21 protein-coding genes are annotated in these 23,972 nt (G+C 43.4%); 15 read left to right on the top strand and 6 right to left on the bottom strand.

Annotation, left to right across the window (positions count from 1 at the left end):
- Position 1: 1 nt before the first annotated feature.
- The gene (locus HY960_04920; GenBank protein MBI5215073.1) at positions 2-3,301 is read right to left on the bottom strand and encodes a PAS domain S-box protein; all 3,300 of its coding nucleotides are present in this window, start codon (positions 3,299-3,301) and stop codon (positions 2-4) included.
- A gap of 176 nt (positions 3,302-3,477) precedes the next feature.
- Here HY960_04920 and pepT point away from each other — a divergent pair, with 176 nt between their 5' ends.
- The 4 genes from pepT to HY960_04900 all read left to right on the top strand — a co-directional run bounded on the left by pepT (position 3,478) and on the right by HY960_04900 (position 8,994).
- Positions 3,478-4,728 carry a peptidase T gene (gene pepT, locus HY960_04915; protein ID MBI5215072.1) on the top strand — a complete coding sequence of 417 codons (1,251 nt, stop codon included), beginning with the start codon at positions 3,478-3,480 and terminating at the stop codon, positions 4,726-4,728.
- 145 nt (positions 4,729-4,873) lie between these two features.
- Positions 4,874-6,859: an oligopeptide transporter, OPT family gene (locus HY960_04910; GenBank protein MBI5215071.1), complete on the top strand. Its 1,986-nt coding sequence runs from the start codon at positions 4,874-4,876 to the stop codon at positions 6,857-6,859.
- An 81-nt stretch (positions 6,860-6,940) separates the two neighbouring features.
- Positions 6,941-8,008 (top strand): nucleoid-associated protein, encoded by a 1,068-nt coding sequence (locus HY960_04905; GenBank protein ID MBI5215070.1) that lies wholly within the window; start codon positions 6,941-6,943, stop codon positions 8,006-8,008.
- Positions 8,008-8,994 (top strand): hypothetical protein, encoded by a 987-nt coding sequence (locus tag HY960_04900; GenBank protein ID MBI5215069.1) that lies wholly within the window; start codon positions 8,008-8,010, stop codon positions 8,992-8,994. The genes HY960_04905 and HY960_04900 overlap by 1 nt, the downstream gene beginning before the upstream one ends.
- 580 nt (positions 8,995-9,574) lie before the next feature.
- Here HY960_04900 and HY960_04895 read toward each other — a convergent pair.
- Complete coding sequence (locus HY960_04895) at positions 9,575-9,829, bottom strand: hypothetical protein (protein ID MBI5215068.1); 255 nt, start codon at positions 9,827-9,829, stop codon at positions 9,575-9,577.
- A gap of 192 nt (positions 9,830-10,021) precedes the next feature.
- Between HY960_04895 and HY960_04890 the strand changes: the two genes are divergently transcribed.
- The 4 genes from HY960_04890 to HY960_04875 all read left to right on the top strand — a co-directional run bounded on the left by HY960_04890 (position 10,022) and on the right by HY960_04875 (position 13,124).
- Entirely contained in the window at positions 10,022-10,735 is a 714-nt protein-coding gene (locus HY960_04890; GenBank protein MBI5215067.1) for a hypothetical protein, read from the top strand.
- 196 nt (positions 10,736-10,931) lie between these two features.
- Positions 10,932-12,380: a 6-phosphofructokinase gene (locus HY960_04885; GenBank protein MBI5215066.1), complete on the top strand. Its 1,449-nt coding sequence runs from the start codon at positions 10,932-10,934 to the stop codon at positions 12,378-12,380.
- A 212-nt stretch (positions 12,381-12,592) separates the two neighbouring features.
- Positions 12,593-12,820, top strand: coding sequence for a DUF433 domain-containing protein (locus HY960_04880; protein MBI5215065.1), 228 nt, complete (start codon positions 12,593-12,595; stop codon positions 12,818-12,820).
- Positions 12,804-13,124 carry a DUF5615 family PIN-like protein gene (locus tag HY960_04875; protein MBI5215064.1) on the top strand — a complete coding sequence of 107 codons (321 nt, stop codon included), beginning with the start codon at positions 12,804-12,806 and terminating at the stop codon, positions 13,122-13,124. Before HY960_04880 ends, HY960_04875 begins: the two co-directional genes overlap by 17 nt.
- A gap of 121 nt (positions 13,125-13,245) precedes the next feature.
- Here HY960_04875 and HY960_04870 read toward each other — a convergent pair whose 3' ends face one another.
- From HY960_04870 to aroF (HY960_04860), 3 genes are all read right to left on the bottom strand, one after another.
- The gene (locus HY960_04870) at positions 13,246-14,697 is read right to left on the bottom strand and encodes an FAD-binding protein (GenBank protein ID MBI5215063.1); all 1,452 of its coding nucleotides are present in this window, start codon (positions 14,695-14,697) and stop codon (positions 13,246-13,248) included.
- Between the two features lie 30 nt (positions 14,698-14,727).
- A complete protein-coding gene (gene aroF, locus HY960_04865) occupies positions 14,728-15,744 on the bottom strand; it encodes a 3-deoxy-7-phosphoheptulonate synthase (GenBank protein MBI5215062.1) in 1,017 nt (338 codons plus the stop codon).
- Between the two features lie 114 nt (positions 15,745-15,858).
- Positions 15,859-16,881, bottom strand: a complete 1,023-nt coding sequence (gene aroF / locus HY960_04860; protein ID MBI5215061.1) for a 3-deoxy-7-phosphoheptulonate synthase — start codon at positions 16,879-16,881, stop codon at positions 15,859-15,861.
- 349 nt (positions 16,882-17,230) lie between these two features.
- Between aroF (HY960_04860) and HY960_04855 the strand changes: the two genes are divergently transcribed.
- Positions 17,231-17,386 (top strand): response regulator transcription factor, encoded by a 156-nt coding sequence (locus tag HY960_04855; GenBank protein ID MBI5215060.1) that lies wholly within the window; start codon positions 17,231-17,233, stop codon positions 17,384-17,386.
- Positions 17,387-17,410: 24 nt separating this feature from the next.
- Here HY960_04855 and HY960_04850 read toward each other — a convergent pair whose 3' ends face one another.
- Entirely contained in the window at positions 17,411-18,601 is a 1,191-nt protein-coding gene (locus tag HY960_04850) for an ATP-binding protein (protein MBI5215059.1), read from the bottom strand.
- Positions 18,602-18,779: 178 nt separating this feature from the next.
- On the opposite strand from HY960_04850, the gene HY960_04845 reads away from it, so the two are divergent.
- The 6 genes from HY960_04845 to dnaX are packed head-to-tail and all read left to right on the top strand — an operon-like array spanning position 18,780 to position 23,963.
- Positions 18,780-20,954 (top strand): S9 family peptidase, encoded by a 2,175-nt coding sequence (locus tag HY960_04845; protein MBI5215058.1) that lies wholly within the window; start codon positions 18,780-18,782, stop codon positions 20,952-20,954.
- A 2-nt stretch (positions 20,955-20,956) separates the two neighbouring features.
- Positions 20,957-21,229 (top strand): hypothetical protein, encoded by a 273-nt coding sequence (locus HY960_04840; protein ID MBI5215057.1) that lies wholly within the window; start codon positions 20,957-20,959, stop codon positions 21,227-21,229.
- Between the two features lie 3 nt (positions 21,230-21,232).
- Positions 21,233-21,502 carry a type II toxin-antitoxin system RelE/ParE family toxin gene (locus HY960_04835; GenBank protein ID MBI5215056.1) on the top strand — a complete coding sequence of 90 codons (270 nt, stop codon included), beginning with the start codon at positions 21,233-21,235 and terminating at the stop codon, positions 21,500-21,502.
- 36 nt (positions 21,503-21,538) lie between these two features.
- Complete coding sequence (locus tag HY960_04830; GenBank protein MBI5215055.1) at positions 21,539-21,829, top strand: hypothetical protein; 291 nt, start codon at positions 21,539-21,541, stop codon at positions 21,827-21,829.
- 35 nt (positions 21,830-21,864) lie between these two features.
- Entirely contained in the window at positions 21,865-22,206 is a 342-nt protein-coding gene (locus tag HY960_04825) for a hypothetical protein (protein ID MBI5215054.1), read from the top strand.
- Complete coding sequence (gene dnaX, locus HY960_04820; GenBank protein MBI5215053.1) at positions 22,203-23,963, top strand: DNA polymerase III subunit gamma/tau; 1,761 nt, start codon at positions 22,203-22,205, stop codon at positions 23,961-23,963. Before HY960_04825 ends, dnaX begins: the two co-directional genes overlap by 4 nt.
- Positions 23,964-23,972: the final 9 nt, after the last annotated feature.

Below are 23,972 nucleotides of genomic sequence, written 5' to 3'. Positions count from 1 at the left end.
TTCACTCCTTTTTCTTCATCGGCAGAGTTACCGTCACCGTCGTCCCCCGTTCTTGTTTCGAAACGATATTCAACGAGCCGCCAACATACACAAGTCGTTCTTTGATATTAAATAATCCGAACCCGCCTTGCTTGGATATTCTCGAACCGAGCATCTCGACATTGAATCCTTTCCCGTCATCGTTCACGCTGAGAAGAACTTTGTTCGGTTGATAAAGCAAAGCGATTCGTGCGCTCGTTGCCTGTGCATGTTTCGTTACGTTCATCAAGAGTTCCCGTGCGATGGTGAACAATAACACCACCGATTCATGTTCAAGTTGTATCGTTCGCTGACTTGCCTCGAACGAGCATTTCACTCCGTGCCGCTGCTCGATTTGCTCGGCAAGCCATTCCAGTCCCGCTTCAAGTCCGAGTTCATGCAACAGCGGAGAACTCAATTCAAACGTCAGCGTCTGAGAATCGCGGATGAGTTGCTCGACAAGCGCCTGCACTTCACGAACCTGCTGAAGAAATTGTTCATCCGAAATTACTTGTTGCAACCCGTGCAATTTCAACTTGCAAAAAACAAGATTTTGACTGATATAATCGTGCAGGTACGTTGCCATCCGTTGTCGCTCACGTTCCTCCGTTCCCGAAAGTTCGGAAGCGAGTGAGACTAGTTTTGCCTCTGCGTTCTTCCGTTCGGTAACATCAAACGCAACCGCAAGGATTGCAGGATTCCCTTCGAACACGATTCGACCGAGCGTGAATTCCACCCATCGCTCTCCATTCGATTGTGCTTGAAGTTGCACTTCGAGATTTCTTGTTCTGTTTGAAGATTCATCAAGCAATTTTGATTCAGCAAGAAATGCTTCCCGGCTTGTTTCGCTGAACAATTCAATCAACTTCATTTGCATCAAATTGCTCGAAGAACTTCCGGTCAACTTCTCTGCCGCAGGATTGAGAAACAGCGTCTTGGTCTCATCAAAAATAAAAATTGCAACAGGCGTCGTTTCCGTAACCGTTCTGAATTTTTCTTCGCTCCGCCGGAGTTCCGCATCTGCTTTTCGTTTCCTGATGAAATACGTGAACGCGAGAATCACGAACGCAAGAGCCAATCCCCCAATGGGAAGATAAAACAAGGGCTGTTGAATCATCGGCGGCGGAATCGTAAAGGAAATTGTTTTCCCGCTCAGGTCAACCTGACCGAACAATCCTTTCGCCTGCACAGATAACGAGTAGGTACCTGGTTGAAGATGTTCGAGATGGAAAACTCGTTCTGTCGTCCACGCCGACCACGTTTGATTCTCGAACCGGTAGCGCGTTTGAATTTCCTCAGCCGAAAGTTCACCCATGAATGCAAACACACTCCAGCGAATCTGCACGTTGCCTCCATCAATCAATGGTCTTTCTATTACAACACGGGGAAATGAAGCCGCAGTTGCTCCGCGATGAAGAATCGCCAATCCTTTTCCGCGCGTTGCCACATACACTTGGTTTTCTCGCGGGAGAATTGTCCAGAGCGATAAACAACTTAAACCGGTTTTTTCTCCGTACGTAGTCCACGTTCCGTTTGTATAACTGCACAACCCGCCTTCCGTCGCAACCCACAATATTCCCAGAGTATCTACAACCAAATCCCACACCTGATTGTGAATCAGTCCATCGGTTGTCGTGAAGTAGTGAACATTATCTTCTTCATCAATATACCCTAACCCGCCGCCTGCATCCTGGTCGCCGAACCAGAGAATATTTTCATCATCAATAGCAAGTGTAAATGTTCGGGCAATTTTCAATCCTTCTTCAATTCCCCAATGTGTCCATGTTTGATTTCTGAAGCGATAAATTCCCGTTACTGTTCCGAACCATTTTGCTCCATCATGTCCTTCTGCAAACGCGTACACGCGATTACGGTAGACATTCGTCGAATCACCGAATGAAATAAACTCATCATTCATGAACCGGAACACACCGGGTTGTACAATCCCTGATGCAGTTCCCCGACTTGCGAGCCCGAGAAACCAGAGCGTACCATCAAACGATGTTCTGATTTTGTGAAAACGATTTTCTTCCGGGTGTTCACCAATATCGAAATGTTGCCAGCGAGTTCCATCCCAACGATATGCGCCGCTGAATGTTGTCCCGCTCGAAATCCAGATATTTCCGAACACATCCTGCGCTAATCCTGTTACACCATACAAATGTTTTCCTTCAATTTCGGAAATCCACTCTACTGTGCTGTCGTTTCGGTGAATCTCTACTCCGTCTCCCGTTCCAAGCCAGAGCGTTCCATCGCGGGCAAACAGAATTTCATTCACATTGTTACGTAACGTCAATTCCTTGTGGGTGATGTTCGACCATAACGCAACAGACCGCTTGAGGAGATACAATCCTTTACTTGTAGCAACCCACAAATCGCCATTCGAAGCAAACCTGAGGAACTTACATTCCTGCAAAAAGCGCGGCACATGTTCCGGCGAACTCCACACTCCCTGCTTTCTGACGCGAACTTCTCCCGAAGCATACACGGCAATAGCGTCTCCGTTCGGCGCAACATCCAAACATAACACCTGACTCCCTTTCTCCGACACATTTAACACCGGAACCGATGTGCTATCCCACTCCCAAATTCCTCTCATCTCCATCGGGCTAACCACAGAAGCGATACCCGTTCTATGAATATTTTCTTTCAGTATGTTCACACGAATCAATTCCGTCGAGTCAGCAATGACCGTCTCGAACTGTTCACCGTTCCATCGGCTTAACGATGAAGAAGTATTGAGCCATATCTGTTGAGCATTTGTCTTCCATACATTCATTGTTTTGTTTGATGTCAACAACTCATCAACAGCAGTTTTCACACTTCCATCATGCTTTACCACAGAATTTTTTTCAAGAAAAAGAATCTCCCGCTCATTGAACGGAAAAACAGGCGCTGATATGTAATTTGGTAATTTCCTGAACTGATGTTGAACGCCGATATACACTCCGCTTTCAAATCCCAAAGCGATACTGTCGGCTATCCAATCGCCAAGCCACGTCGGTTTAGATGAAGGCAATTCTTTTTCTTCTGCAAGAATCCATTGGTAACCATCGTACCAAACAACGCCGTTGGAAGTGAGCGCCCAAATCGTTCCGCTCTTTGTTTCAACTATAGAAATGACATTTTCCGACGGCAATCCATACACCGAAGTAAAATGCACCCAACGCCACTCATCACTCAGGTTTTCTATTTGTCCGAAAACCAATTGAACAGGGAAGAGTACGAGAACAAGAAGAGTAACCGGGAGTATTCTAAGCAGAGATTTGTTTGATTGTTTCATCGGTACAAATGTAAGAAAAAGCGGGCAATTTCTTTTGGTTTTTATGCAGAAAATTCATAGAATCACACGCGTTTTTCACAAGGTCACCGCCCGTAGCCTGAGCGCTGACGAAGGCGACCTCATGTATATAATTTTTTTGCCTCAATAATCTCAACAGAATTTCCGAAAGTATTACTATGAACGAAACCGTACTCGACCGCCTCCTCCGTTACGTGAAGATTGATACTCAATCTTCCGAAGAATCAACCACGTATCCCAGCACCGACAAACAATGGAACTTGCTCAACCTGCTTGTTCAGGAATTGAAAGCATTCGGCTTGCCCGATGTTACCATTGATAAGTATGGATACGTGATGGCAACACTGCCAAGCAACATTCCTCAATCGGACAAAGCGTTTGGCAAAACTCCTGCTGTCGGATTTATCTCGCATGTTGATACATCTCCTTCCGCTTCCGGCACGAACGTGAAACCGCAAGTGATAACCTATCAGGGCGGCGACATCATTCTCCCCGGCGACCCGTCGGTCATCATCAAAGAATCGGAGAACAAAGAATTGAAACGGAACATCGGCAAAACAATTGTTACAACTGATGGAACGACTCTTCTCGGCGCGGATGACAAGGCAGGAATTGCAATCATCATGACTGCTATTCAAACATTACTCAACAATCCGAACATCATTCACGGTGATATCAAAATAGGATTCACTCCCGATGAAGAAATCGGTGCGGGAACAAAATACTTCGACATCCAAAAATTCGGAGCGCAGTTTGCCTACACCGTTGATGGCGATTCTCCCGGCGAATTGAACAAAGAAACATTCTCGGCAAACTCCGCAACAATTACCGTTCATGGCCGGAACATTCATCCGGGGACAGCAAAAGGAATTATGGTCAACTCCATCAAAACAATGGCTGATATTATCGTTCGACTGCCGAAAGATTGTTCGCCCGAAACGACGGAAGGCTACGAACAATACCTCCATCCTCATGTGTTGAAGGGTGAAGAAGAAAAAACAACATTGAACTTCCTCCTGAGAGATTTTGATACAACCGGACTTGATTCGCTCAAGAAAAAACTTGAAAAGATTATCGAAGAAGTAAAGCCGCTTCACCCGAAAGCGCGCATCGAACTTGAAATCAAAGAACAATACCGCAACATGCGCGAGGGTTGTGAGAAAGACGTGCGTGTGCTTGATTGTTTGTTTGAAGCCGCAACACGCGCCGGAATGGAACCGAAGTGGGTTCCCATTCGCGGCGGCACTGATGGTTCACGTCTGACAGCAATGGGACTTCCCTGCCCAAACATTTTCACCGGGGGACAAAATTACCATGGCAAAACCGAATGGTGTTCCGTTTGGGGAATGGAAAAAGCAGTCGAGACCGTGGTGAATGTTGCGCAGGTGTGGGTGGAGAAGAGCAGATAATATTAATTGTCAATAGTCAACGGATAATAGTCAATAGATATTAAGAATATTATCCGTTGCTTGTGCAAGCAATTAATAAGTAACCTGAAACCCGAAACCTGTAAACACTCAAACCTTTTACTAACATAGAAAAACAGGAACAACCATGGAACACATTCCAACTACAAGCGGTCTTCCCGACAACGCGTACAAAGAACTCAAAGAAGGCGAAACCTATCGCCCCATCATGGACCCGAACCAACCACAGGAGGAAGTAACACCATACTCCGTTGTGTGGGGATTAATCATGGCGGTACTTTTCTCCGCCGCCGCCGCATACTCCGGTCTGAAAATCGGGCAGGTGTTTGAAGCGGCAATCCCGATTGCAATTCTTGCCGTCGGAATCTCGGCAGTCACAAAAAAGAAAAACGCACTTGGACAAAACATCATCATCCAATCCATCGGCGCAAGTTCGGGAGTGATTGTTGCGGGAGCGGTTTTCACTATTCCCGCTCTTTACATTCTTGATTTACCTGCAAGTTTCTTTCAGATGTTTGCGGCTTCTTCTCTAGGCGGATTTCTTGGCGTCTTATTCCTCATTCCGTTCAGAAAATATTTTGTCAAAGATATGCACGGCAAGTTGCCGTTCCCCGAAGCGACAGCGACAACGGAAATTCTTGTCGCCGGTGAAAAAGGGGGCGGCCAGGCTAAAGTACTTGTCATCAGCGGATTGATTGGCGGCGTGTTTGATTTTCTCTTCAGCGCATTCGGTGCATGGGCTGAAGTCATTTCAACCAGAATGTTCGACTGGGGAGCGACTGTTGCAGACAAATTAAAAATCGTTGCAAAAATCAATTCCTCCTCGATGATTTTCGGACTCGGTTACATCGTCGGGTTGAAATACTCGACGATTATTGCCGCAGGTTCGTTCCTCGCGTGGTATGTTCTCATTCCTCTTGTGTATGAAATCGGACACGGATTGACAACTCCGCTTGGTGCGACAGCGACAAAACTGATTGCCGATATGAGTGCAGAAGAAATTTTCCGTGCGTATGTCCGGCAAATCGGCATCGGCGGAATTGCGATGGCGGGAATTATCGGCATTATCCGCTCACGAAAAATAATCGGTGGTGCGCTCTCTCTCGCCGTAAAAGAAATCGGGAAAGGAACATCGCATCAGGAAACCACCGTGCGATGGCAGACCGATATGAAAATGCTTCACGTAATTGTGGGGTTGGTCCTTACCGCCGTTCTCGCATTTGCATTTTTTGCAGGCAATGTTGTTGACGACCCGATGCATGCTGTCGGCGGATTGCTTATCGTTGTGGTCGTCTCATTTCTTTTTACCACCGTCGCGGCAAACGCTATCGCCATCACCGGCAACAATCCTGTTTCAGGAATGACATTGATGACGCTGATACTTTCTTCTTTCATTCTTGTCCGAATGGGATTGAGCGGCAACACCGGTATGTTAAGTGCGCTTCTTATCGGCGGAGTTGTTTGTACCGCGCTATCGGTTGCGGGCGGTTTCGTCACCGATTTGAAAGTCGGCTATTGGCTCGGCACAACGCCAAAGAAACAGGAGACATGGAAATTTCTCGGCATCCTCGTTTCCGCCGCTTCCACTGCTCTGGTGATTTTTATTTTAAATGATGCGTTCGGCTTCAAAGATTCGAAGCAACTTCCCGCGCCGCAGGCAAACGCGATGGCGGCAATCATTCAGCCCTTGATGTCGAATGTTCCCGCTCCGTGGGTGTTGTATCTCGTCGGCGCGATGATTTCCCTCATCCTTGTTACGATTGGAATCTCACCTCTCGCATTTGCACTCGGCATGTATCTCCCGCAAGATTTGAACACACCACTCATCATCGGTGGGTTACTTGCGTGGTTTGTTACAACAAGAACAAAGAACGAAAAATTGAACAACGCTCGTTTCTCCCGTGGCACGCTCATCGCTTCCGGCTTCATCGCAGGCGGTTCACTCTTTGGCGTTCTCAACGCCATCGTCCACTTTGTTGATAAAGACTGGAACGACAAATACTTCAACGCTCACTGGGCAGAATCACAGGGCGGCGAAATACTCGGATTGGTGATGTTCCTGCTATTGTTTGGATATGCGTTGTGGGATACGATGAGAGCGAAAGAGGAATAAATATTTTCGACATATATTGTTATTACATAACGGTATCTACAAATATCTATTGAAAATTAATGCACATATTAAGGAGTAAAAATGCCATTTGGATTCAATAATCTTCTAATTAAACGAATAATTGTCCATGAGGTTTATCAAAGATCTGATAATCGTGATATTGTTCCACCGAAATATAGCACAGAGTTTACCACGCTTGATATCAAGGGAATTGCTACGTTGCAAGAGCGTATTATTAATGCTTTAGGCAATGAATCGTATAGTCTGGAGATGCAAATTAATGGAACTAATCCAGAAAGTGTATTTGATGTTAGTACAAAATTAATAGCTTCTGCTGACAACGACTTTAAGGAAATATCAAAAAAGTTGCCTCTAAAGTTAGCACAAGCACAAACTTCGCGAATTATTCCCGGTGGAGTAGTGGTAGTTTTCGATGGAACTATTGGATCAAATAACAAAAGATTTTTAGGAATAATAAAAGCTGAAATACATAGTGGGTTTAATATTATCGAAGATGACAATGTTCTATCGTTAGAATTTTTATCCGATCTTCTATTAACGCCACAACAAAAATTATATAAAATTGCTCTCTTTATTGAGAATAATTCTCCACAAAATGGTTCAATCTTACCGGAAAATTATTTGGTTTTTGTCTACGACCATAACATGACCAAATCTGAAACGCAGCAGGCCGCACAATATTTTTATGAAACATTTTTGGGGTGTACGTTTTCACCTTCTGACAAAAAACTTACAAGTGATTTCTATCATTATACAAAGGAGTTTTTTGAAACACTCAATATTCCCGAGGATACCAAATTAGATTTGGAAACAGGTCTTTATACATATTTAAAAGTCTCACAAAATAATCTTATTTCAGTCACAGAATTTGCTGATGAATATCTTGAGCCAGAACAAAAAGATAATTATTCGGAATTTATGTTTGACAAAGGATTACCTGACAGACAAATAAATAAGGATATAACATACATTATGTATAAACTACGACGGAGAAATATTAAATTTACGTCAGATGTAAAAATATCATCTCCATCAGATAATTTTGAAGATTTAGTTCATATTATTTCAAAGACTGAAGATGACAGAACTATCGTTTCAATTAAAGGTACTATAAAGAAAGTGGACTAATGACAGAACAGGAATTTAGAACAAGATACTCTTCTGAGAAACAAGTTTACACGGCATGGGGTAATTACGTCCTGGAACAACTAAACCAACATTTAACACACAAACTCGGAGATAAAGGAAAGCTTGATTCATTTATTAAAATAAATCCGAAACCAAGAACTAAAGAGATTGACTCACTTGTCGCCAAGGCATTCTATCGAAATAAAAATTATAACAATCCATATGAAGATATTACAGACAAGGTTGGAGTTAGATATGTAGTTTTACTTATTGAAGATATCGAGATCATAAAAGGTATTATTGAAAATACTAATATGACCTGGATCTATTCAAAAGATAGAGATTTCGAAGAAGAACGGTTGAGGAATCCTCTTATCTTTGATTACCAGTCTGTACATTACATTTTAAGAAGTAAGGAAAATCTCTCTTATAATGGAATTGAAATTCCTCAATCCACTCCATGCGAAGTACAAATTCGAACACTCTTACAACATGCTTACTCAGAACTCACACATGATTTAATTTATAAACCTACATCGTACAAATCTCCACAAGTTATCAGGTCTGTTGCTCGTAGTATGGCATTAATTGAAACAACAGATAAAATTTTTTCTGAGGTTGATATGACTTTAAGAAATGCAGACGAAAACATTAATAAATTCTTTAATGCTTTAACTCAAATATATAAATGTTATGAAACCACAGACATAGAACCTAAAATTAATATTTATATTTTGGATGCTTATCGAGAAACCATTAACAATACAAACATTGCGGACATTGAAGCTTTTATTTCACGTCATTCTTATTTAGCTAATGTTATTAAAAGAAATCTGGATCTATCGTTTCTTTACAAGCAACCGATTATTTTATTTATCTATTTTATGATAGAAAAACAAAAAAATGTTTTCAGGAATAAATGGCCATTAACCGAATCAGAATTAAGACCTATGTTTACTGACATGGGAATATCTTTTGATAGATAATGAGACTTAAAGTACATTTGGTTGAACCAGATATATTACTTCCTACTTTATTATTTTTTTATTTATCGCTTGCCTTTTTCCAAAAAATTTCTTACGTTACCCCGTCGTTGATATACGAAGTCCGCATGGTGGACTGGAGTTGAAGGGTGACTTCCTCCGCAGTTTAATTACCCTCTAATTTTTCTTGTATATCTCCATGCCACTTGGGCATGGTTCTGTCGCCGTCATTATTTCCGCGACGCTCCCTCAGGCAAAACGATTTCATATCATATACTGTATTTCATAAAACATTTTCTTCTTTGTCAGGAAGCAACCTTGTTTCTTCTTTGCATCAGGTTGTTCTCGGTTTTGGAGTTTTTCAATCGCCAACATCGAGCGAACCTTGTGTGGTAAGGATTAACTTGCGGGAGTCCCCGAAGGATGCTCTCAGGCAGGAGACAGGCATTAGTTATTGTTGTTGTCTATCAGTCTTTGAATGATTTGTCGTTTTCTTAAAAAATATGGCAGAAATGCGTATTTGTTGGTTTCCTCCACTGCGGGGATAAAACACACGTTTTTCCATCATGGAGTTCCCACTTTACTACCACAAACAGGGTTTTTGTGCTTGGGAAGCGCCATATTGCCGCCGAGCGACTTCTTCCGACCCCCTCTTTACTGCTTCCGACCCCATAGACGTAACTTCCAAGTACGAAGCGACTTCTTCCCAAACCTGATGGGAAATTTCCGACATCCTATCACATGTTTCCGAAATACTCTCTGTTTCTTCCGTACCACGAAGGGTTGCTTCCGCCATCCAAGCGATAACTTTTTCCGGTGTATCACGTTCTTCCGACATTCTACAGGGTTGTTCCTTCTGATAATTGGAGCGTTCCTCAACTTCGTTTCTATGGAAGAAAAACATGTATGATTATTTTTATTAATCGATTAATGATATCTATCAAAGAAACCGCTGTAGGCGGCACGATGCGAGTGTGGAAAATCCACGTAATTCATTTTTCATTTATTACAACATCATAAGGAAAACATTATGGGTGCACCTAATGAAGTAGTCCGGATTTATAAGATAGACGATGCGAAAATGCTCGAGATCTCGAAGGAGAAACACGCGGCGTTTACGGAGTATAATTCGGATTTTCAAAACTATAATATCAAATATAAGTCGCCATACGGAAGCGATTGGCTCGCTGATATTACAGCGGCTGAGGCAACCGAGCAGGATTCTTCAATCCGGGCTGAATTAACTGGCGCAACGACATCGGTGAAAACACTGATGACCTCGTGCGGCAGTGCGTTCCAGTTGTTCAAACCATTTGTCTTGGATGCGTTTCCGAATAACCTCGCGAAGCAGAAGGAGTTCGGGTTTGACGACTACGAGGAAGCCATACGCTCGCAACCGAAGTTAATTCTGTTTATGAAGAAGGTTTCGATGGCGGCGGTAAAATATACGCCGGAGTTGCTTGCTGCAAATTGTACACAGGCTCGCATTGATGAACTTGCTTCACTCCACACACAACTTGATAGCGCAAATACCTCACAGGAAGTGGAGAAAGACCACCGGACGGTTGAAGCGCAAGACCGCATCCTACTCTTGAATAAGGTGTGGGAACGAACTTCCGATGTCGCCAATATCGGGAAGTTGTTGTATGCAAATGATTATGCGCGCTACCAACGGTTCGTGTTGTACGGCATGGATGAGGAGGAGAAGACGGAAGAACCTCCTGCGCCGCCTCCGGCGCCGTAGAAGATGAATCAAAATTTGCCTTGCTTAGGAAAGTAAAATAGTGTAACGAGTTGCCTCTAAGAAATAATTGTTGCAGTTACACATATCTACATAATTCAGTTATCAAAATTGTGTATCTATAATGATTATAACTGTGGCAACTCCTTACTTAATTCTAATTTGCAAACCGTATTAACAAAATTATTATTAGAAAAAAATGCTTGAAAGAATTACTGATATTACATCGTTGACAAGTGAACGAACTTTTATTCTAGATTCATTAAAGAAGAAAGGTGAACTCAATACTGAAGTTCATTTTATTGATAAAAAGACGTTTTTATCCAATAGACTGAATGAAAGAATTCTAGGATTATATCGTAAGTTTGATTCTAAAAAAGTGCTTATTGCCGACACTGAATTAATTGAAAATTTTAGAAAGAAAAATAAAATAATCCCGTCTTTTTATGAAGCAGGTCCCCGGTCTAAATTGCTTTTTGACCCCCAAACCGTACGTGTTGCAATCGTAACAACCGGTGGATTAGCTCCAGGTTTACATTGCGTAATTCATAGTATTGTTAAACGACATAGAGATACATATGGAGCGGCTCAAGGAAAAATCTTTGGAGTATATAACAGTTTTCGTGGTTTATGCGATATGGCTTCCAATACTATCGAATTGGACAGTACAATAACAGAAGAATGGTTAGATCAAGGGGGTTCAAAATTAGGCATTGTGAGATACTACCACAATACCGAAGGGAGTGAACATCAAGGAAAAAAGGTAATAGAGGTTCTCGCTTCTGAAATAACAAAAAATTTAGAATCGAATAGAATTGATATCCTGTATATTATAGGTGGAGATGGTTCCTTGAAAACTGCACATGAAATCGCAATAAGAAATCCTAAGAGGAGTATTATCGGTATTCCCAAAACAATGGATAACGATGTATTATGGGTCTGGCAATCATTTGGATTCGATACAGCGGTAGAACAAGCAACTAGAGTTATTAATACTTTAAGGAGTGAGGCAGAGGCAACGCGCAGAATTTGCTTAATAGAGTTATTTGGTGCCGAATCCGGATTTGTCGCAGCTAATTCTACATTAGCAAGTGGTCACGTGGATGCTGTATTAATTCCTGAGGTTTTTAAAGCACTTGATAATAAACAAGTAAAAAAATATTTAGATGATATTATTGAACATATTGAAAAACGAGTAGGAGATGAGGATTTAAATCATCACAATCCTCACGCACTAATTGTTGTAGCAGAAGGGGTAGGTACGATACTAGAAAACAATAATGTCAAGATAGATGGGAAACGAGTAACAAAGAAGAACTTTCTCAATTCATTTCAATTGTATATAGAGAAAAAAGTTAAAGATGCCCATGGTTCTTACATGCCCGTATTTCCGAATCAACCAAGACATAATATTCGCGCCGTACCTGCAAATGCACATGATCAAATTTACTGTGAGCGATTAGGTGCGTTAGCCGTAGATAATGCATTAGCAGGATATACTGATTGTATGATTTCTCTTTGGTTAACAGAATTCGTTTTGGTACCATTAACTCTTGTACAGCTTGGAAAAAAAAGTGTTCCAATCAAAGGAATGTTTTGGAAACAAGTAGTTAATAGTACGGGGCAACCTCTTTCAGCCGCAGAATGATATTATGATATTATGATATTAAAGCGTTTTTAATTAACCCAAGAATGTTCTGATTAATATATTATAGGGTCACAAAAAAAAGCGACTCAGCGAGTCGCCCTACATGTTTGTGGACAGGGACGGAATTGAACCGCCGATACTTCGAAACTTGCATGCTTTTGCTGGCATTGTACTGAAATGCAAAAATTTGTATCTTCTCAAAAAGAAATGCCATGAATACATCCGTTATCTCCATTTCGCCCGACATCCTCAGTGGAATGCCGGTCTTTCGAGGAACACGAGTTCCCATCAAAACACTCTTCGATTATCTTGAGTGTAGCGACACAATAGACAATTTTTTGTTAGACTTCCCTACCGTAAAACGAGAACAGGTTATCGAACTGCTTGAAACTGCTGAACATTCTTTGGTTAGTGAAGAGTATAATGAAGTTGTTGCTTGATGAATGTTTGAACTGGAGATTGAAACGTGAACTGATGCCTCATGAATCTTTTACGGTTCAGGATATGGGGTGGGAAGGCAAAGTGAACGGAGAACTGCTTTCGCTGGCTTCAAGCAATGGATTCCAAGCCTTCATTACAATAGACAAGAGACTTCAGTTTCAACAAACTATCAAAAGGTATTCTCTTGCTGTGCTTGTTCTTGATACCCCGTTTAACCGTTTAGAGTATGTACGTCCTTTGGTTCCATCTGTTCTTACCAAACTTCAAGAAGTTGTCCCGGGAGAAGTGTACACAATTTCTTGAACATCATAGCGGAAGCGCAACCATGAAGGTTGCGCCTACGATGAAACCTAACTTTTGAGACAACCTCTTGTTGTTTATAAAAAAGCCATAGAATACTATATAACTTAGAATTGTCTATCAATTACATCCACGCAACTTCCTCAAACTTCTTAATCTCCTCCCGCTCTCTCGGAAGTTTCCCTTCGCACTTCGGTTTCAGGTCGAAGATTTTTCCCGGGTTCATGATGTTGTTCGGGTCCATCATCTGCTTGAGTGTTCTCATCATTTGAACAGAGGGAGAACCAACCATTTTTTCAAGTAATCGCTTTTTGTATAAACCGACTCCATGCTCGCCGGTGATTGTCCCGCCAAGATTGATGGCTCCTTCTTCTACTTCAATCACCGCTTTTTCTGCGCGGGCGAACGCTTCTTTATCCCGCGAATCGGTGAGATAATTCGGATGAAGATTCCCGTCTCCTGCGTGACCGAAGTTTCCAATCATTACGTCATACTTTCGCGAAACATTATTGATATGTTCAACAAGTTCGGGAATGCGAGAGCGGGGAACTCCGACATCTTCCATAATTGTCGTCGGTTTCACCCGTGCAAGCGATGTAAATGCGGAACGCCGCGCCGCTTTCAATTTGATAGATTCCTGCTCATTGGCAGAGACTTTTACCGACGTAGCGTTATGCTTCTTACAAATTTCCGTCACTCGAAGTGCGTCTTCCTCAATCACCACACTCCGCCCGTCCACTTCAACCAACAACATCGCCGCCGATTCAACCGGTAAGCCGAGATGCGCATAATCTTCCACGCATCGAATCGTGGTGTTGTCGAGAAACTCCAGCATCGCGGGAGTAACTTTCGCCGCGATGATTGCGGAAACGGTTTTCGCCGCATCATCCATTGTCGGGAAAAATGCAAGCATAGTTTTTGAAGTTTCAGGTTTGGGAATAAGTCGAAGAAGAATTTTTGTGAAGATACCGAGCGTTCCTTCCGAACCGACAAGGACATCTTTGAGATTGTAGCCAGCGACATCCTTCACCATCTTTCCTCCGGTGAACATAATGTCTCCGTTCGGCAGAACAACTTCCAACCCCAGTACATAATTTTTTGTGACGCCGTATTTCAATCCGCGCAAGCCGCCCGCATTTTCAGCAATGTTGCCACCGATGGTACAAATCGTCGAACTTCCAGGGTCGGGCGGATACATCAATCCAAGTTTTTCTACTGCCTGATGAAGTTGTCCTGTAATAACTCCCGGTTGAACTGTCACCGTCAGATTTTCTTCATCAACCTCAACAATCTTGTTCCAGTGATTGGTGAGAACGACGATTGCATTATTCAGCGGAATCGCTCCGCCGCTTAATCCTGTCCCCGAGCCGCGTGCAACGATTGGAAAATGTTCCTCGTTTGCAAGTCGTACAATTTGTGAAATCTGTTCAGCGGAAGATGGTCGGACAGCCGCGAGGGGAAGCGAGGCTAATCCGGTGGTCGAGTCATACGAATACGCAAGTTGCGCTTCGGGTGAATCAAAAACATTCTCCGAACCGAGAAGTTCTTTGAGTTTTTTGAGGACCGATGCTTGCATGAATCAAACCACGAACGACACGAAGAAACACTAAGAAAGAGTTCGCCCGATTGCGTTAGCGACCGCTTTCACTTCCTTCATCATCTCGCCAAACATTTGCGGCGTGAGCGATTGGTCGCCATCGGAAAATGCCTGTGCAGGATTTGTGTGGACTTCGACAATCAATCCATCCGCACCCGCGGCAACCGCCGCGCGGCTCATCGGGATAACGATGTCCTGTCTGCCGGTTGCATGACTTGGATCGGCAAGAATCGGCAAGTGGGAAAGTTGTTTGACGACAGGAATAACATTTAAATCGAACGTGTTGCGTGTGTATTCAACAAACGTTCTAATGCCGCGCTCGCACAGAACAACCTGTTCGTTGCCGCCGGCAAGAATGTATTCCGCACTCATGAGGAACTCGCTGAGCGTGGCAGAAAAATTTCGTTTCAATAAAACCGGCTTGCGGATTTTTCCGAGCGAACGGAGAAGTTTTGTGTTTTGCATGTTGCGCGCCCCAACCTGTAACATGTCAGCGTACTCGGCAACCAATTCGACATCCTGAGATTCCATCACTTCCGTAACAATGCCGAGTCCGGTTTCTCTTCGTGCCGCGGCAAGATATTTCAATCCCTCTTTTCCCAAACCCTGAAATGCATACGGACTTGTGCGCGGTTTGTACGCTCCGCCCCGCATCAGATGCGCTCCGGCTTTCTTCACCAACTTAGCGGTTCTCAACAATTGTTCTTTCGTTTCGACGGAACATGGTCCAGCAATCACGACAAGTGCATCGCCTCCGATTTTCACTCCGGCAACGTCTATGATTGAGTTTTCTTTTTTGAAATCCCTGCTTGCAAGTTTGTACGGCTTGAGAACGGGAATAACATTTTCAACTCCCGGCAACATCGAGAACTGTTCTTTCTTGAACAACCGCTCATCGCCGATGATGCCGATAATCGTTCGCTCAATGCCGGCGGAAAGATGCGGCTTGAGTTTTAAGCGTTTAATAAGTTTGAGAACATTCTGTACGTCCGACTTTTTTGCGCCGGATTTCATGACAACTATCATTTTTCAATTCCTTGTATGATGGTGAATTTCATTGCGGGCATAAGTATAAACAAAATATTTTTCATAACCCACCTTAGTGATTTCGAATTTCGAATTGCCGATTGCGGATTGATGTTACTGTGATTGACCGATTCGTCCCATTGCTTTGGAGATGAGACTGACTTCTTTCATCAGTTCTTGAAATACTTCGAGAGTAAGTGATTGCTCGCCATCGGAGAAGGCAACAGCGGGATTGGGGTGGACTTCAATAATCAACCCATCGGCGCCGGCGGCGATTGCGGCGCGACTCATCGGGATAATTAAATCATGGCGTCCTGTTCCATGACTCGGGTCAACAATGATGGGTAAATGAGAGAGTTGCTTTACTGCCGGTACGACATTCAGATCGAGTGTGTTGCGTGTGTATTCGACAAACGTTCTTATGCCGCGTTCACATAAAATTACTTTCTCATTTCCGCCGGAGAGAATGTATTCCGCGCTCATCAGAAATTCATTCAGCGTCGCTGAGAAATTTCGTTTGAGAAGAACCGGCTTCTGTATTTTTCCGAGCGAACGAAGTAAGCGCGTGTTCTGCATGTTCCGTGCGCCAACCTGAAGCAGGTCAGCGTACTCAGCGACTAATTCAACATCCGCCGTCTCCATAACTTCCGTCACTATTCCCAACCCGGTTTCTTCTTTCGCTTTCATCAGCAACTTCAATCCCTCTTCACCCAAGCCTTGAAACACATAGGGACTTGTGCGAGGTTTGTACGCGCCGCCGCGTAACAGCTTCGCTCCCGCATTTTTCACCGAGTGTGCTGTTTGAAGGAGTTGTTCTTCATTTTCCACTGAGCACGGTCCGGCAATAACAACCATTTCCCTCCCTCCGATTTTCACTCCGGCGACATCAATAATTGAGTCTTCCTGTTTCAACTCACGGCTTGCGAGTTTGTATGGCTTGAGAATCGGGATGACGGTTTCAACATGCGGGATGAGCGAGAGTTGGTCTTTCTGAATCAGTCGTTCATCGCCAATCACGCCGATGACGATTCGCTCGACGCCAAAAATCGGATGCGCTTTCAATCCGAGCGCTTCCACATGCTCGGTCACGACCTGCACATCCGCTTCCGTTGCTTTTGATGACATAACAATAACCATAATGATTTCCTTTTTGTTTGGTGATAAAATAAAAAACCCCGCTGATTGCTCGGCGGGGTTTGTACATTCTTGATTTATGTTTTTTTAAGAACGACGCTCCAAGTCCGGGCTCGGGGAGATCGGGCTAAAGTAAAAGTAATAAAAGTAGAAGCGTCTGAAATTCATGGCAAGAGTATAAGAAGAACCGCCTAATAATGCAAACTTGTGTCAAAGTTCTGTTGACAATCCCACTCAGATTCCGCCCTCTACTTTCGAACAAACAATGCAGAATACTTATTGTTTCTTCCCCAGCATTTCTGTTCTTTCAAGGATAGATTCGTTTTGAATTGATTGCAATAAACGATGGCATTTGGAAAATAACAAAGCAACAAAAAATATCACAAACGAATTATTCTTCAGCCCGAAAACGATTGATACGCACCGACACAACATTTGCACGAAATTAGAAATCACGGGAACGAACGCGCTTCTTAGGTTTGCGCTGGAACATCGGGAGAAATTGTAAAAAGAATCTGGGAATATTCGATAGTTAAGTCAACCAGTCATGCAAGCGAGTCTCGAGAAATTCCCGGACAGGTATTCCATCCCCTCCCACAAGCAACTTCTTACACTGTGGAAATAATTTTGCAAATACCTGCATTCCTTGAATCACTCCTTTTTCTGCTCCGCTTTTCACTTCTATAGCGGTAAGTTTCTTCCCGTCAACTAGAACAAAATCAACTTCACTCGTACCTTCACGCCAATACATTACCTGTATTTTTGTACCTACTGTACTATTTAGTAAATGCGCTCCCACACACGACTCAACCAATCTACCCCAAATATTTCGTTGCCGTAGCAAATCCTCCAACGAGTTGTAAAACTGAGCAGAGATTAAAGCGGTATTCAGGACTTGGAATTTTGGACTTGATGCCCGTTGCCGGATTGCCGATGTTGTCACTTTCTGCAACCCCGTTAACATCCCCGACGCATGGAGAAGTTGAAGATAATGCGCTAACGTTGTGGTATTCCCTGCGTCATGAAGTTGTCCAAGCATTTTCTGATATGATACAATCTGCCCGGAATATGCACAGCCAAGATGAAACAACTGTCGCAAGAGCGCTGGTTTGTCAACTCTTGTAAGCAAGAGAATATCACGGGAGATTGTTGTTTCAATGAGCGCATCGCGAACATAGTTTGACCACCGTGAATGGTCGCTAATCAAATCGGCAGTACCGGGGTAACCGCCAAAGTAAATGTATTCTTCCAACGTCCAACCAAACGCATCATGCATTTCCTTAAACGACCAGTGCGTCAATGGAATTATTTCAAAACGTCCCGCCAAACTTTCCGAAAGTCCCTTTTGAATTAAGAGAGGAGCCGAACCTAAGAGCAAAATTTTCAAAGGGATTTTTTTTGCACTATCTTCATCCCACAGTTTCTTCACTGTTTCCGACCACGAGTGGACTTTTTGTATCTCATCAAGAACGAGAATACTGCCAACAGCTTTCGCTTTCATACGTGCAATCTCCCATTGTTGCTCAATCCATATTGTATTGTGCGGCGAAGGATCGTCCGCAGATGCATAGTGAGCAGGGTACTTTAGTGATTCGATAACTTGACGGGCAAGAGTAGTTTTACCACATTGTCGTGGACCGGAAAGGACTTGGATAAATTTTCGCTTTTCCGAAAGCCGTGTATGAAGCGTATGAAAGACAGTTCGTTTGTAATCTTTTTTCATGGTAGTGATTCTCACTCAGTATATTGAGTAAATTTACTCAATATACTGAGTAAAATCAAATCAATATTCTGTCATCAAGTTTACTCGATTGTGCAATAAACCCTTGTAAGTCTTTCCCGCCTTCTGTATATTCTCAGAGTTTATTTTCAATTTTCGCCCGATACTTTTCCACACACTTATGAATCGTTTCTTCATTAAACGAACCGCCACACTGTGGCTTTTCTGTTCTTTCTTCATTTCCGTCTCGTATTGCCAAACTTCTTCCGAATCGCTTCTTTCACTTGAACGTATCTTCCTGAAACCGTACATCGCTGGAACACGACCATTGAGCCCGGTGCTTTCTAACGACGGCGGCTTTATTATCTTTTCATGGGACGATAAAGCGATGAACAAGTATCGTTACTGGCTTTTGAATTCAGACGGAAAAAACATGCGGCAAATATCAGATACAACCATCGGCGAATTTGAACTTTCGACGGACAGCCGCACGGTTGCCTGCACACGTAACGGAGATATTTTTATCACCGATACAAGTTTTACCAACTTCGAGCGAATTACGAAAACACAATCGTGGGAACGCGGACTTCGTTGGTCGCCGAACGGCAGACTACTTGCTTTTTCTTCCGACAAAACGTTGTATGCCGCATCCGTCTGGAAGCTTTCGCTCTATGAAATCGCAAAACCTTCTTCCGAAAACTCGTACGTCCGCATGATTGATTTCTTTCCCGACAGCAAGCGCATCTTGTTTCTCGAAACCGACCAGGATGGATTGAAAGAATTTGTCGTGCCTCGCTTCACAGGAAAAGATGTTACGTCGAATACGTTCAAAGCGGGATTGGGAAAAACCCGACTCGGCATCGCTCCGGTTGATACGGGAAAAACCATCTGGCTCAAATTTCCTGATGAAGAAAAAGCGTACATCGGAGATATTTCCATTTCCCCCGATGGCGCGAAAATATTGGTCGAGCGTATTTCTGCCGATTTGAAAAAGCGCGAATTATTCGTTGCCGATTCCGACAGCGGCAAAGCAAAACGCATCTACGAAGAAACAGACAAGGGATGGATTGAAGGGGGTCAAACAATGGCAAAGTGGATGCCGAACAGCAACGAAATAATCTTCACTTCCGAGAAGGACGGATGGAACCATCTTTACAGCATTTTGCCGGACGGAAAAGATTTGGCACAACTCACGGAAGGCAAATGGGAAATTCAGTGGTTCGATATTGAGCCCAAAGGAAACCACATGTATTGCATCGCCAACGAGTTAAGTCATCAGCAATGGCTGTTGTATGATATTGATTTGAACACCGGCTCGGCGCAACTCATCAGCGATACCGTCGGTTCGTATGAAGAGGCAACTCTTTCAAAGAACGGAAAGTTCATTATTGCAAAACATTCGGATTTTGCACGACCAACAGAACTTGTCCGGGTGGAAACACATCTGAGCGATTCGAGCGCACAGGTCGCGGTTGATGAAGGAATGTCGCTTCTGCTTCCGCTCAAAGCGGAAGTCACACAACTCACTCAATCTGTCCCTGATGAATTTGCCAACATCAATTGGGTGAAGCCGGAAATCGTTTCGTTCAAAAGTTCGGATGGAAAAGAAATTCCCGCGATGATTTACAAACCGAACGATTTCGACGCATCAAAAAAATACCCGGTTGTTGTGTTCGTCCATGGCGCGGGATATTTGCAGAATGTGTATCGCGGGTGGAGTTATTATTACCGGGAATACATGTTTCATCATCGGCTGACACAACTTGGCTATGTCGTATTTGAAGTCGAGTATCGAGGAAGCGCCGGATTGGGAAAAGATTTCCGCACGGATGTTTCCATGCACCTCGGCGGAAAAGATTTGCAGGATGAACTTGACGGGCTTGATTATTTGAACTCGCTTGGCTACATTGACCCTGCGCGTGTGGGAATTTACGGTGGAAGTTACGGCGGCTTCATGGCATTGATGGGCTTGATGCTCTCGGATAAGTACGCGTGCGGTGCGGCGTTGCGCGCGGTAACGAGTTGGGAAAATTATTACCGCCACAATCAATGGTACACCGGCGCACGGCTCGGCAAGCCCGAAGAGAATGCTGAAGCGTACAAGAAAAGTTCTCCGATTTCATTTGTTGACAGTTTGAAGAAACCGCTTCTGATTCTTCACGGCATGGCTGACGACAACGTCTTTTTTCAGGATGCCGCGCAGTTGATTGACAAACTTCAGAAAGCAAAAAAAGATTTTGAAGTGATGGTCTATCCCGATGAAGGACACTCGTTTTCACAACCGGAAAGTTGGTTGGATGAATACAAACGCATTGAAGAATTTTTTAAGAAACATTTGATGAAAGAAAGTAAGTAACTATGGTAGCACAAGCACGAAAAAAAACAATTGCAGACATTAGTCTTACAGAGTTCAAACAGATTGTACGGAAGATTGTCAGAGAAGAACTGACAAAGAACTTTATCCCTTTCTACGAGGATGAACATGGAATCAAGATTGCTCTGATTCAGGACGATGAAGACCATCTTGAATTGCGGGAAGACTTCAAGAAGGGATTGCGGAAATCCCTAAGAGAAACCAAAAAAGGAAAGACTATACCGCTTCAACAAGTGAGGAAAACATTAGGTATTTGATTCATGTTTGAAATTGAACTTTCTGAAAATGCAATAACGGACTTATCTTCTTTATCGTCAATAATTTCCGAGCGCATTATTGACAAACTCGAATGGCTAGGAAGCAATTTTGAAAACATTCCCCACTACAGATTACATGGGAAAGAATGGAAAGATTGTTATAAACTCCGTGTTGGAGATTATCGAATCATTTATCAAATTGCTCATACTCAACGAACGATATTCGTTCAAAGAATTCAACATCGTAAAGAAGTGTATCAGGATAAGAATTGAGTTTTTTAATAAATATCAGATGAAACAATAACAGACATGACAACTCTCACGATTAAAACATCGAAACAGAAACAGACAGTTCGAGCATTGATTTCCAATGCCTTGGAACAAGAATTGAATTTGCTCGAAATGAGTCTTGGCAAAACGAGAGAGAAAATACAACTCTTTGAATCTCAATATAAAATGCCGACGAAACGATTCCTCTCGAAAATCAAGAAAGGATTCGATGATTCCAACATGGACTTCATCGAATGGATTGGTGAGGCGAAAACACTTGAGATGTTGAACGAAGAGTACCAAACTCTTAAGGAGATTCGTCTTTCTTGATACAGAGTTATCTTGATTCCGTTGAAAGATTATTTATGGTAAGTCCGGTAATTCGATTCTATACAATCCATAAAGAAAAACGTTCGGAGACGATAGGCTTTTTCAAAGCAGATTGTTCGCTTATTGGCGGCTATAGATTTTCAGCAAGAGAGTTTATCAAATTGGCGCACACTTCGCCCGTGCGATATATGTACGCATATCATCTTCAGGATAAGAAAAATACATTAGTGTTCCGATACGATAACGTTGAACATTATCCTGGCATGAAAAACTTTCCTCATCACAAACATACTGCTTTACGAGTAGTTTCGTCACGAGCGCCACAACTCTCTGAAGTTATCAAAGAAATAGAAGCGTTGGTAGGAAAAAATAAATGAGTTTTATTGTTACCGCCCGTAAGTGGCGACCAATGGTGTTTGGCGATGTTGTCGGGCAATCGCATGTGACGACAACGTTGCGAAATGCAATTGCAACCAACCGGTTGCATCATGCATTTGTGTTCAGCGGACCGCGTGGTGTCGGCAAAACGACTACGGCGCGGATTCTCGCGAAAGCCATCAACTGCCTTCACCCGAATAATATTGACCCGGACAACTCGTGCGAGTTCTGCACGGAAATAACCGAAGGACGGAGCGTTCATGTATTTGAAATTGATGGCGCATCCAATCGCGGCATCGAAGAAATCCGTTCGTTGCGCGAGGCGGTGCGGTACGGTCCGGCAAAAGGAAAATACAAAGTCTATATCATAGACGAAGTTCACATGCTCACGAAAGAGGCGTTCAATGCGTTATTGAAAACGCTCGAAGAACCACCGTCGTATGTCATCTTTGTTTTTGCAACAACAGAAATACACAAAGTTCCTCTCACTATTCTTTCCCGTTGTCAACGATTCGATTTCCGCCGTGTGACGGTTGAAGAAATTTGTTCGCGGCTTCGCTTCATCGCCGAAAAAGAAAACATCGTCATTGATGATGAAGCACTGTTTCTCCTTGCGCACAAGGCAGATGGCTCGATGCGCGACGCTCAAAGTCTCTTCGACCAGGTTGTCTCGTTCTGCGGTACGAACATTGACGCTCAGCAAATCATGCAGGCGTTGAACATCGTTGACCAGGAATTGTACTTCCGTGTTACCTCGCTCATCAAATCAAAAGAGCCGCAGGGAATGTTATCGCTCGTGGAAGAAATCATGAGCAAGGGATACGACTTCCGCGAGTTTGTCAACGGCTTCATTGAGCATCTCCGCAATTTGTTGATTGCCCGCTCCACCGGTTCGGTGAAATTCATCGAAGCATCGGATGCGTTCAAGAAAAGGTATCAACAGGAAAGTTCTTCGTTCACAGAAACGGATTTATTGCGGCTCATCAAAATCGGAACGGATACAGAAGCGGCAATCAAATGGAGCCAACAACCGCGCTACAAATTGGAAATCGCTTTGTTGCAAATGCAAAAGATGGATAGCAGTATCCTGATTGACCAACTTCTGCAACAACTTGAATCCATCAAACAGAAGATGAACGGAGGTTTTTCCAAACAAGCAAGCGGTGAATCAGATTTGTTCGGCGGAGCGACGACCGGAAAACCTGCGTTGAAATCCCCATTAAAAAAGATGGACGATGAAACCAATCTTCCGTCGCAACCGTTGCGGGCAACATCCGAACCAACGAGAACATACGTGGCAACATCAAAGAATATTACTACGCCACAGCAAACTGTAACACAATCGTTTGAACAACGTGTCACGCCCATCAGTATGGATGAAGCGTTCAGTAAGTGGCAGATGTTTGTCAACGGAGCGAAAAAAGAGAAGATTCACGTCGGCACGATGCTTTCCGAAAGCAAACTGAAAGACGTAAAAGAAAACCGTCTTCAGATTTCCTGCCCCGATGATTTTCATCTGGAAACTTTTAACCGCCACAAACAGTTTTTGTTTACGCTTGCAGAACAGGTCTATGGCGCGAAAGTCCGGCTTGAAGCGATTGTCTCACAAGTCGAACCGTTGCAACATTCTGCCGGAACAAACTCCGAGCAGGCAGAACCAACGAACGCCGCACCTCCAACTGCATACAATGACTTACTGAATCATCCAATTACTCAACTCATAATTAAAGAGTTTGGATGTGAGGTTGTTGAATAAGAAGGACGT

The organism is Ignavibacteriota bacterium, assembly GCA_016212665.1.
Taxonomy (GTDB): Bacteria; Bacteroidota; Ignavibacteria; order UBA10030; family SZUA-254; genus FW602-bin19.
Note: the sequence above shows the minus strand (reverse complement) of the source record. Positions and strands in the feature narration are given on the sequence as shown.

Bases quoted from the DNA above. Each gene is read 5' to 3' on its own strand.
- HY960_04920 (MBI5215073.1), bottom strand. From the start codon at position 3,301: ATGAAACAATCAAACAAATCTCTGCTTAGAATACTCCCGGTTACTCTT.
- pepT (MBI5215072.1), top strand. From the start codon at position 3,478: ATGAACGAAACCGTACTCGACCGCCTCCTCCGTTACGTGAAGATTGAT.
- HY960_04910 (MBI5215071.1), top strand. From the start codon at position 4,874: ATGGAACACATTCCAACTACAAGCGGTCTTCCCGACAACGCGTACAAA.
- HY960_04905 (MBI5215070.1), top strand. From the start codon at position 6,941: ATGCCATTTGGATTCAATAATCTTCTAATTAAACGAATAATTGTCCAT.
- HY960_04900 (MBI5215069.1), top strand. From the start codon at position 8,008: ATGACAGAACAGGAATTTAGAACAAGATACTCTTCTGAGAAACAAGTT.
- HY960_04895 (MBI5215068.1), bottom strand. From the start codon at position 9,829: ATGTCGGAAGAACGTGATACACCGGAAAAAGTTATCGCTTGGATGGCG.
- HY960_04890 (MBI5215067.1), top strand. From the start codon at position 10,022: ATGGGTGCACCTAATGAAGTAGTCCGGATTTATAAGATAGACGATGCG.
- HY960_04885 (MBI5215066.1), top strand. From the start codon at position 10,932: ATGCTTGAAAGAATTACTGATATTACATCGTTGACAAGTGAACGAACT.
- HY960_04880 (MBI5215065.1), top strand. From the start codon at position 12,593: ATGAATACATCCGTTATCTCCATTTCGCCCGACATCCTCAGTGGAATG.
- HY960_04875 (MBI5215064.1), top strand. From the start codon at position 12,804: ATGAAGTTGTTGCTTGATGAATGTTTGAACTGGAGATTGAAACGTGAA.
- HY960_04870 (MBI5215063.1), bottom strand. From the start codon at position 14,697: ATGCAAGCATCGGTCCTCAAAAAACTCAAAGAACTTCTCGGTTCGGAG.
- aroF (MBI5215062.1), bottom strand. From the start codon at position 15,744: ATGATAGTTGTCATGAAATCCGGCGCAAAAAAGTCGGACGTACAGAAT.
- aroF (MBI5215061.1), bottom strand. From the start codon at position 16,881: ATGGTTATTGTTATGTCATCAAAAGCAACGGAAGCGGATGTGCAGGTC.
- HY960_04850 (MBI5215059.1), bottom strand. From the start codon at position 18,601: ATGAAAAAAGATTACAAACGAACTGTCTTTCATACGCTTCATACACGG.
- HY960_04845 (MBI5215058.1), top strand. From the start codon at position 18,780: ATGAATCGTTTCTTCATTAAACGAACCGCCACACTGTGGCTTTTCTGT.
- HY960_04840 (MBI5215057.1), top strand. From the start codon at position 20,957: ATGGTAGCACAAGCACGAAAAAAAACAATTGCAGACATTAGTCTTACA.
- HY960_04835 (MBI5215056.1), top strand. From the start codon at position 21,233: ATGTTTGAAATTGAACTTTCTGAAAATGCAATAACGGACTTATCTTCT.
- HY960_04830 (MBI5215055.1), top strand. From the start codon at position 21,539: ATGACAACTCTCACGATTAAAACATCGAAACAGAAACAGACAGTTCGA.
- HY960_04825 (MBI5215054.1), top strand. From the start codon at position 21,865: ATGGTAAGTCCGGTAATTCGATTCTATACAATCCATAAAGAAAAACGT.
- dnaX (MBI5215053.1), top strand. From the start codon at position 22,203: ATGAGTTTTATTGTTACCGCCCGTAAGTGGCGACCAATGGTGTTTGGC.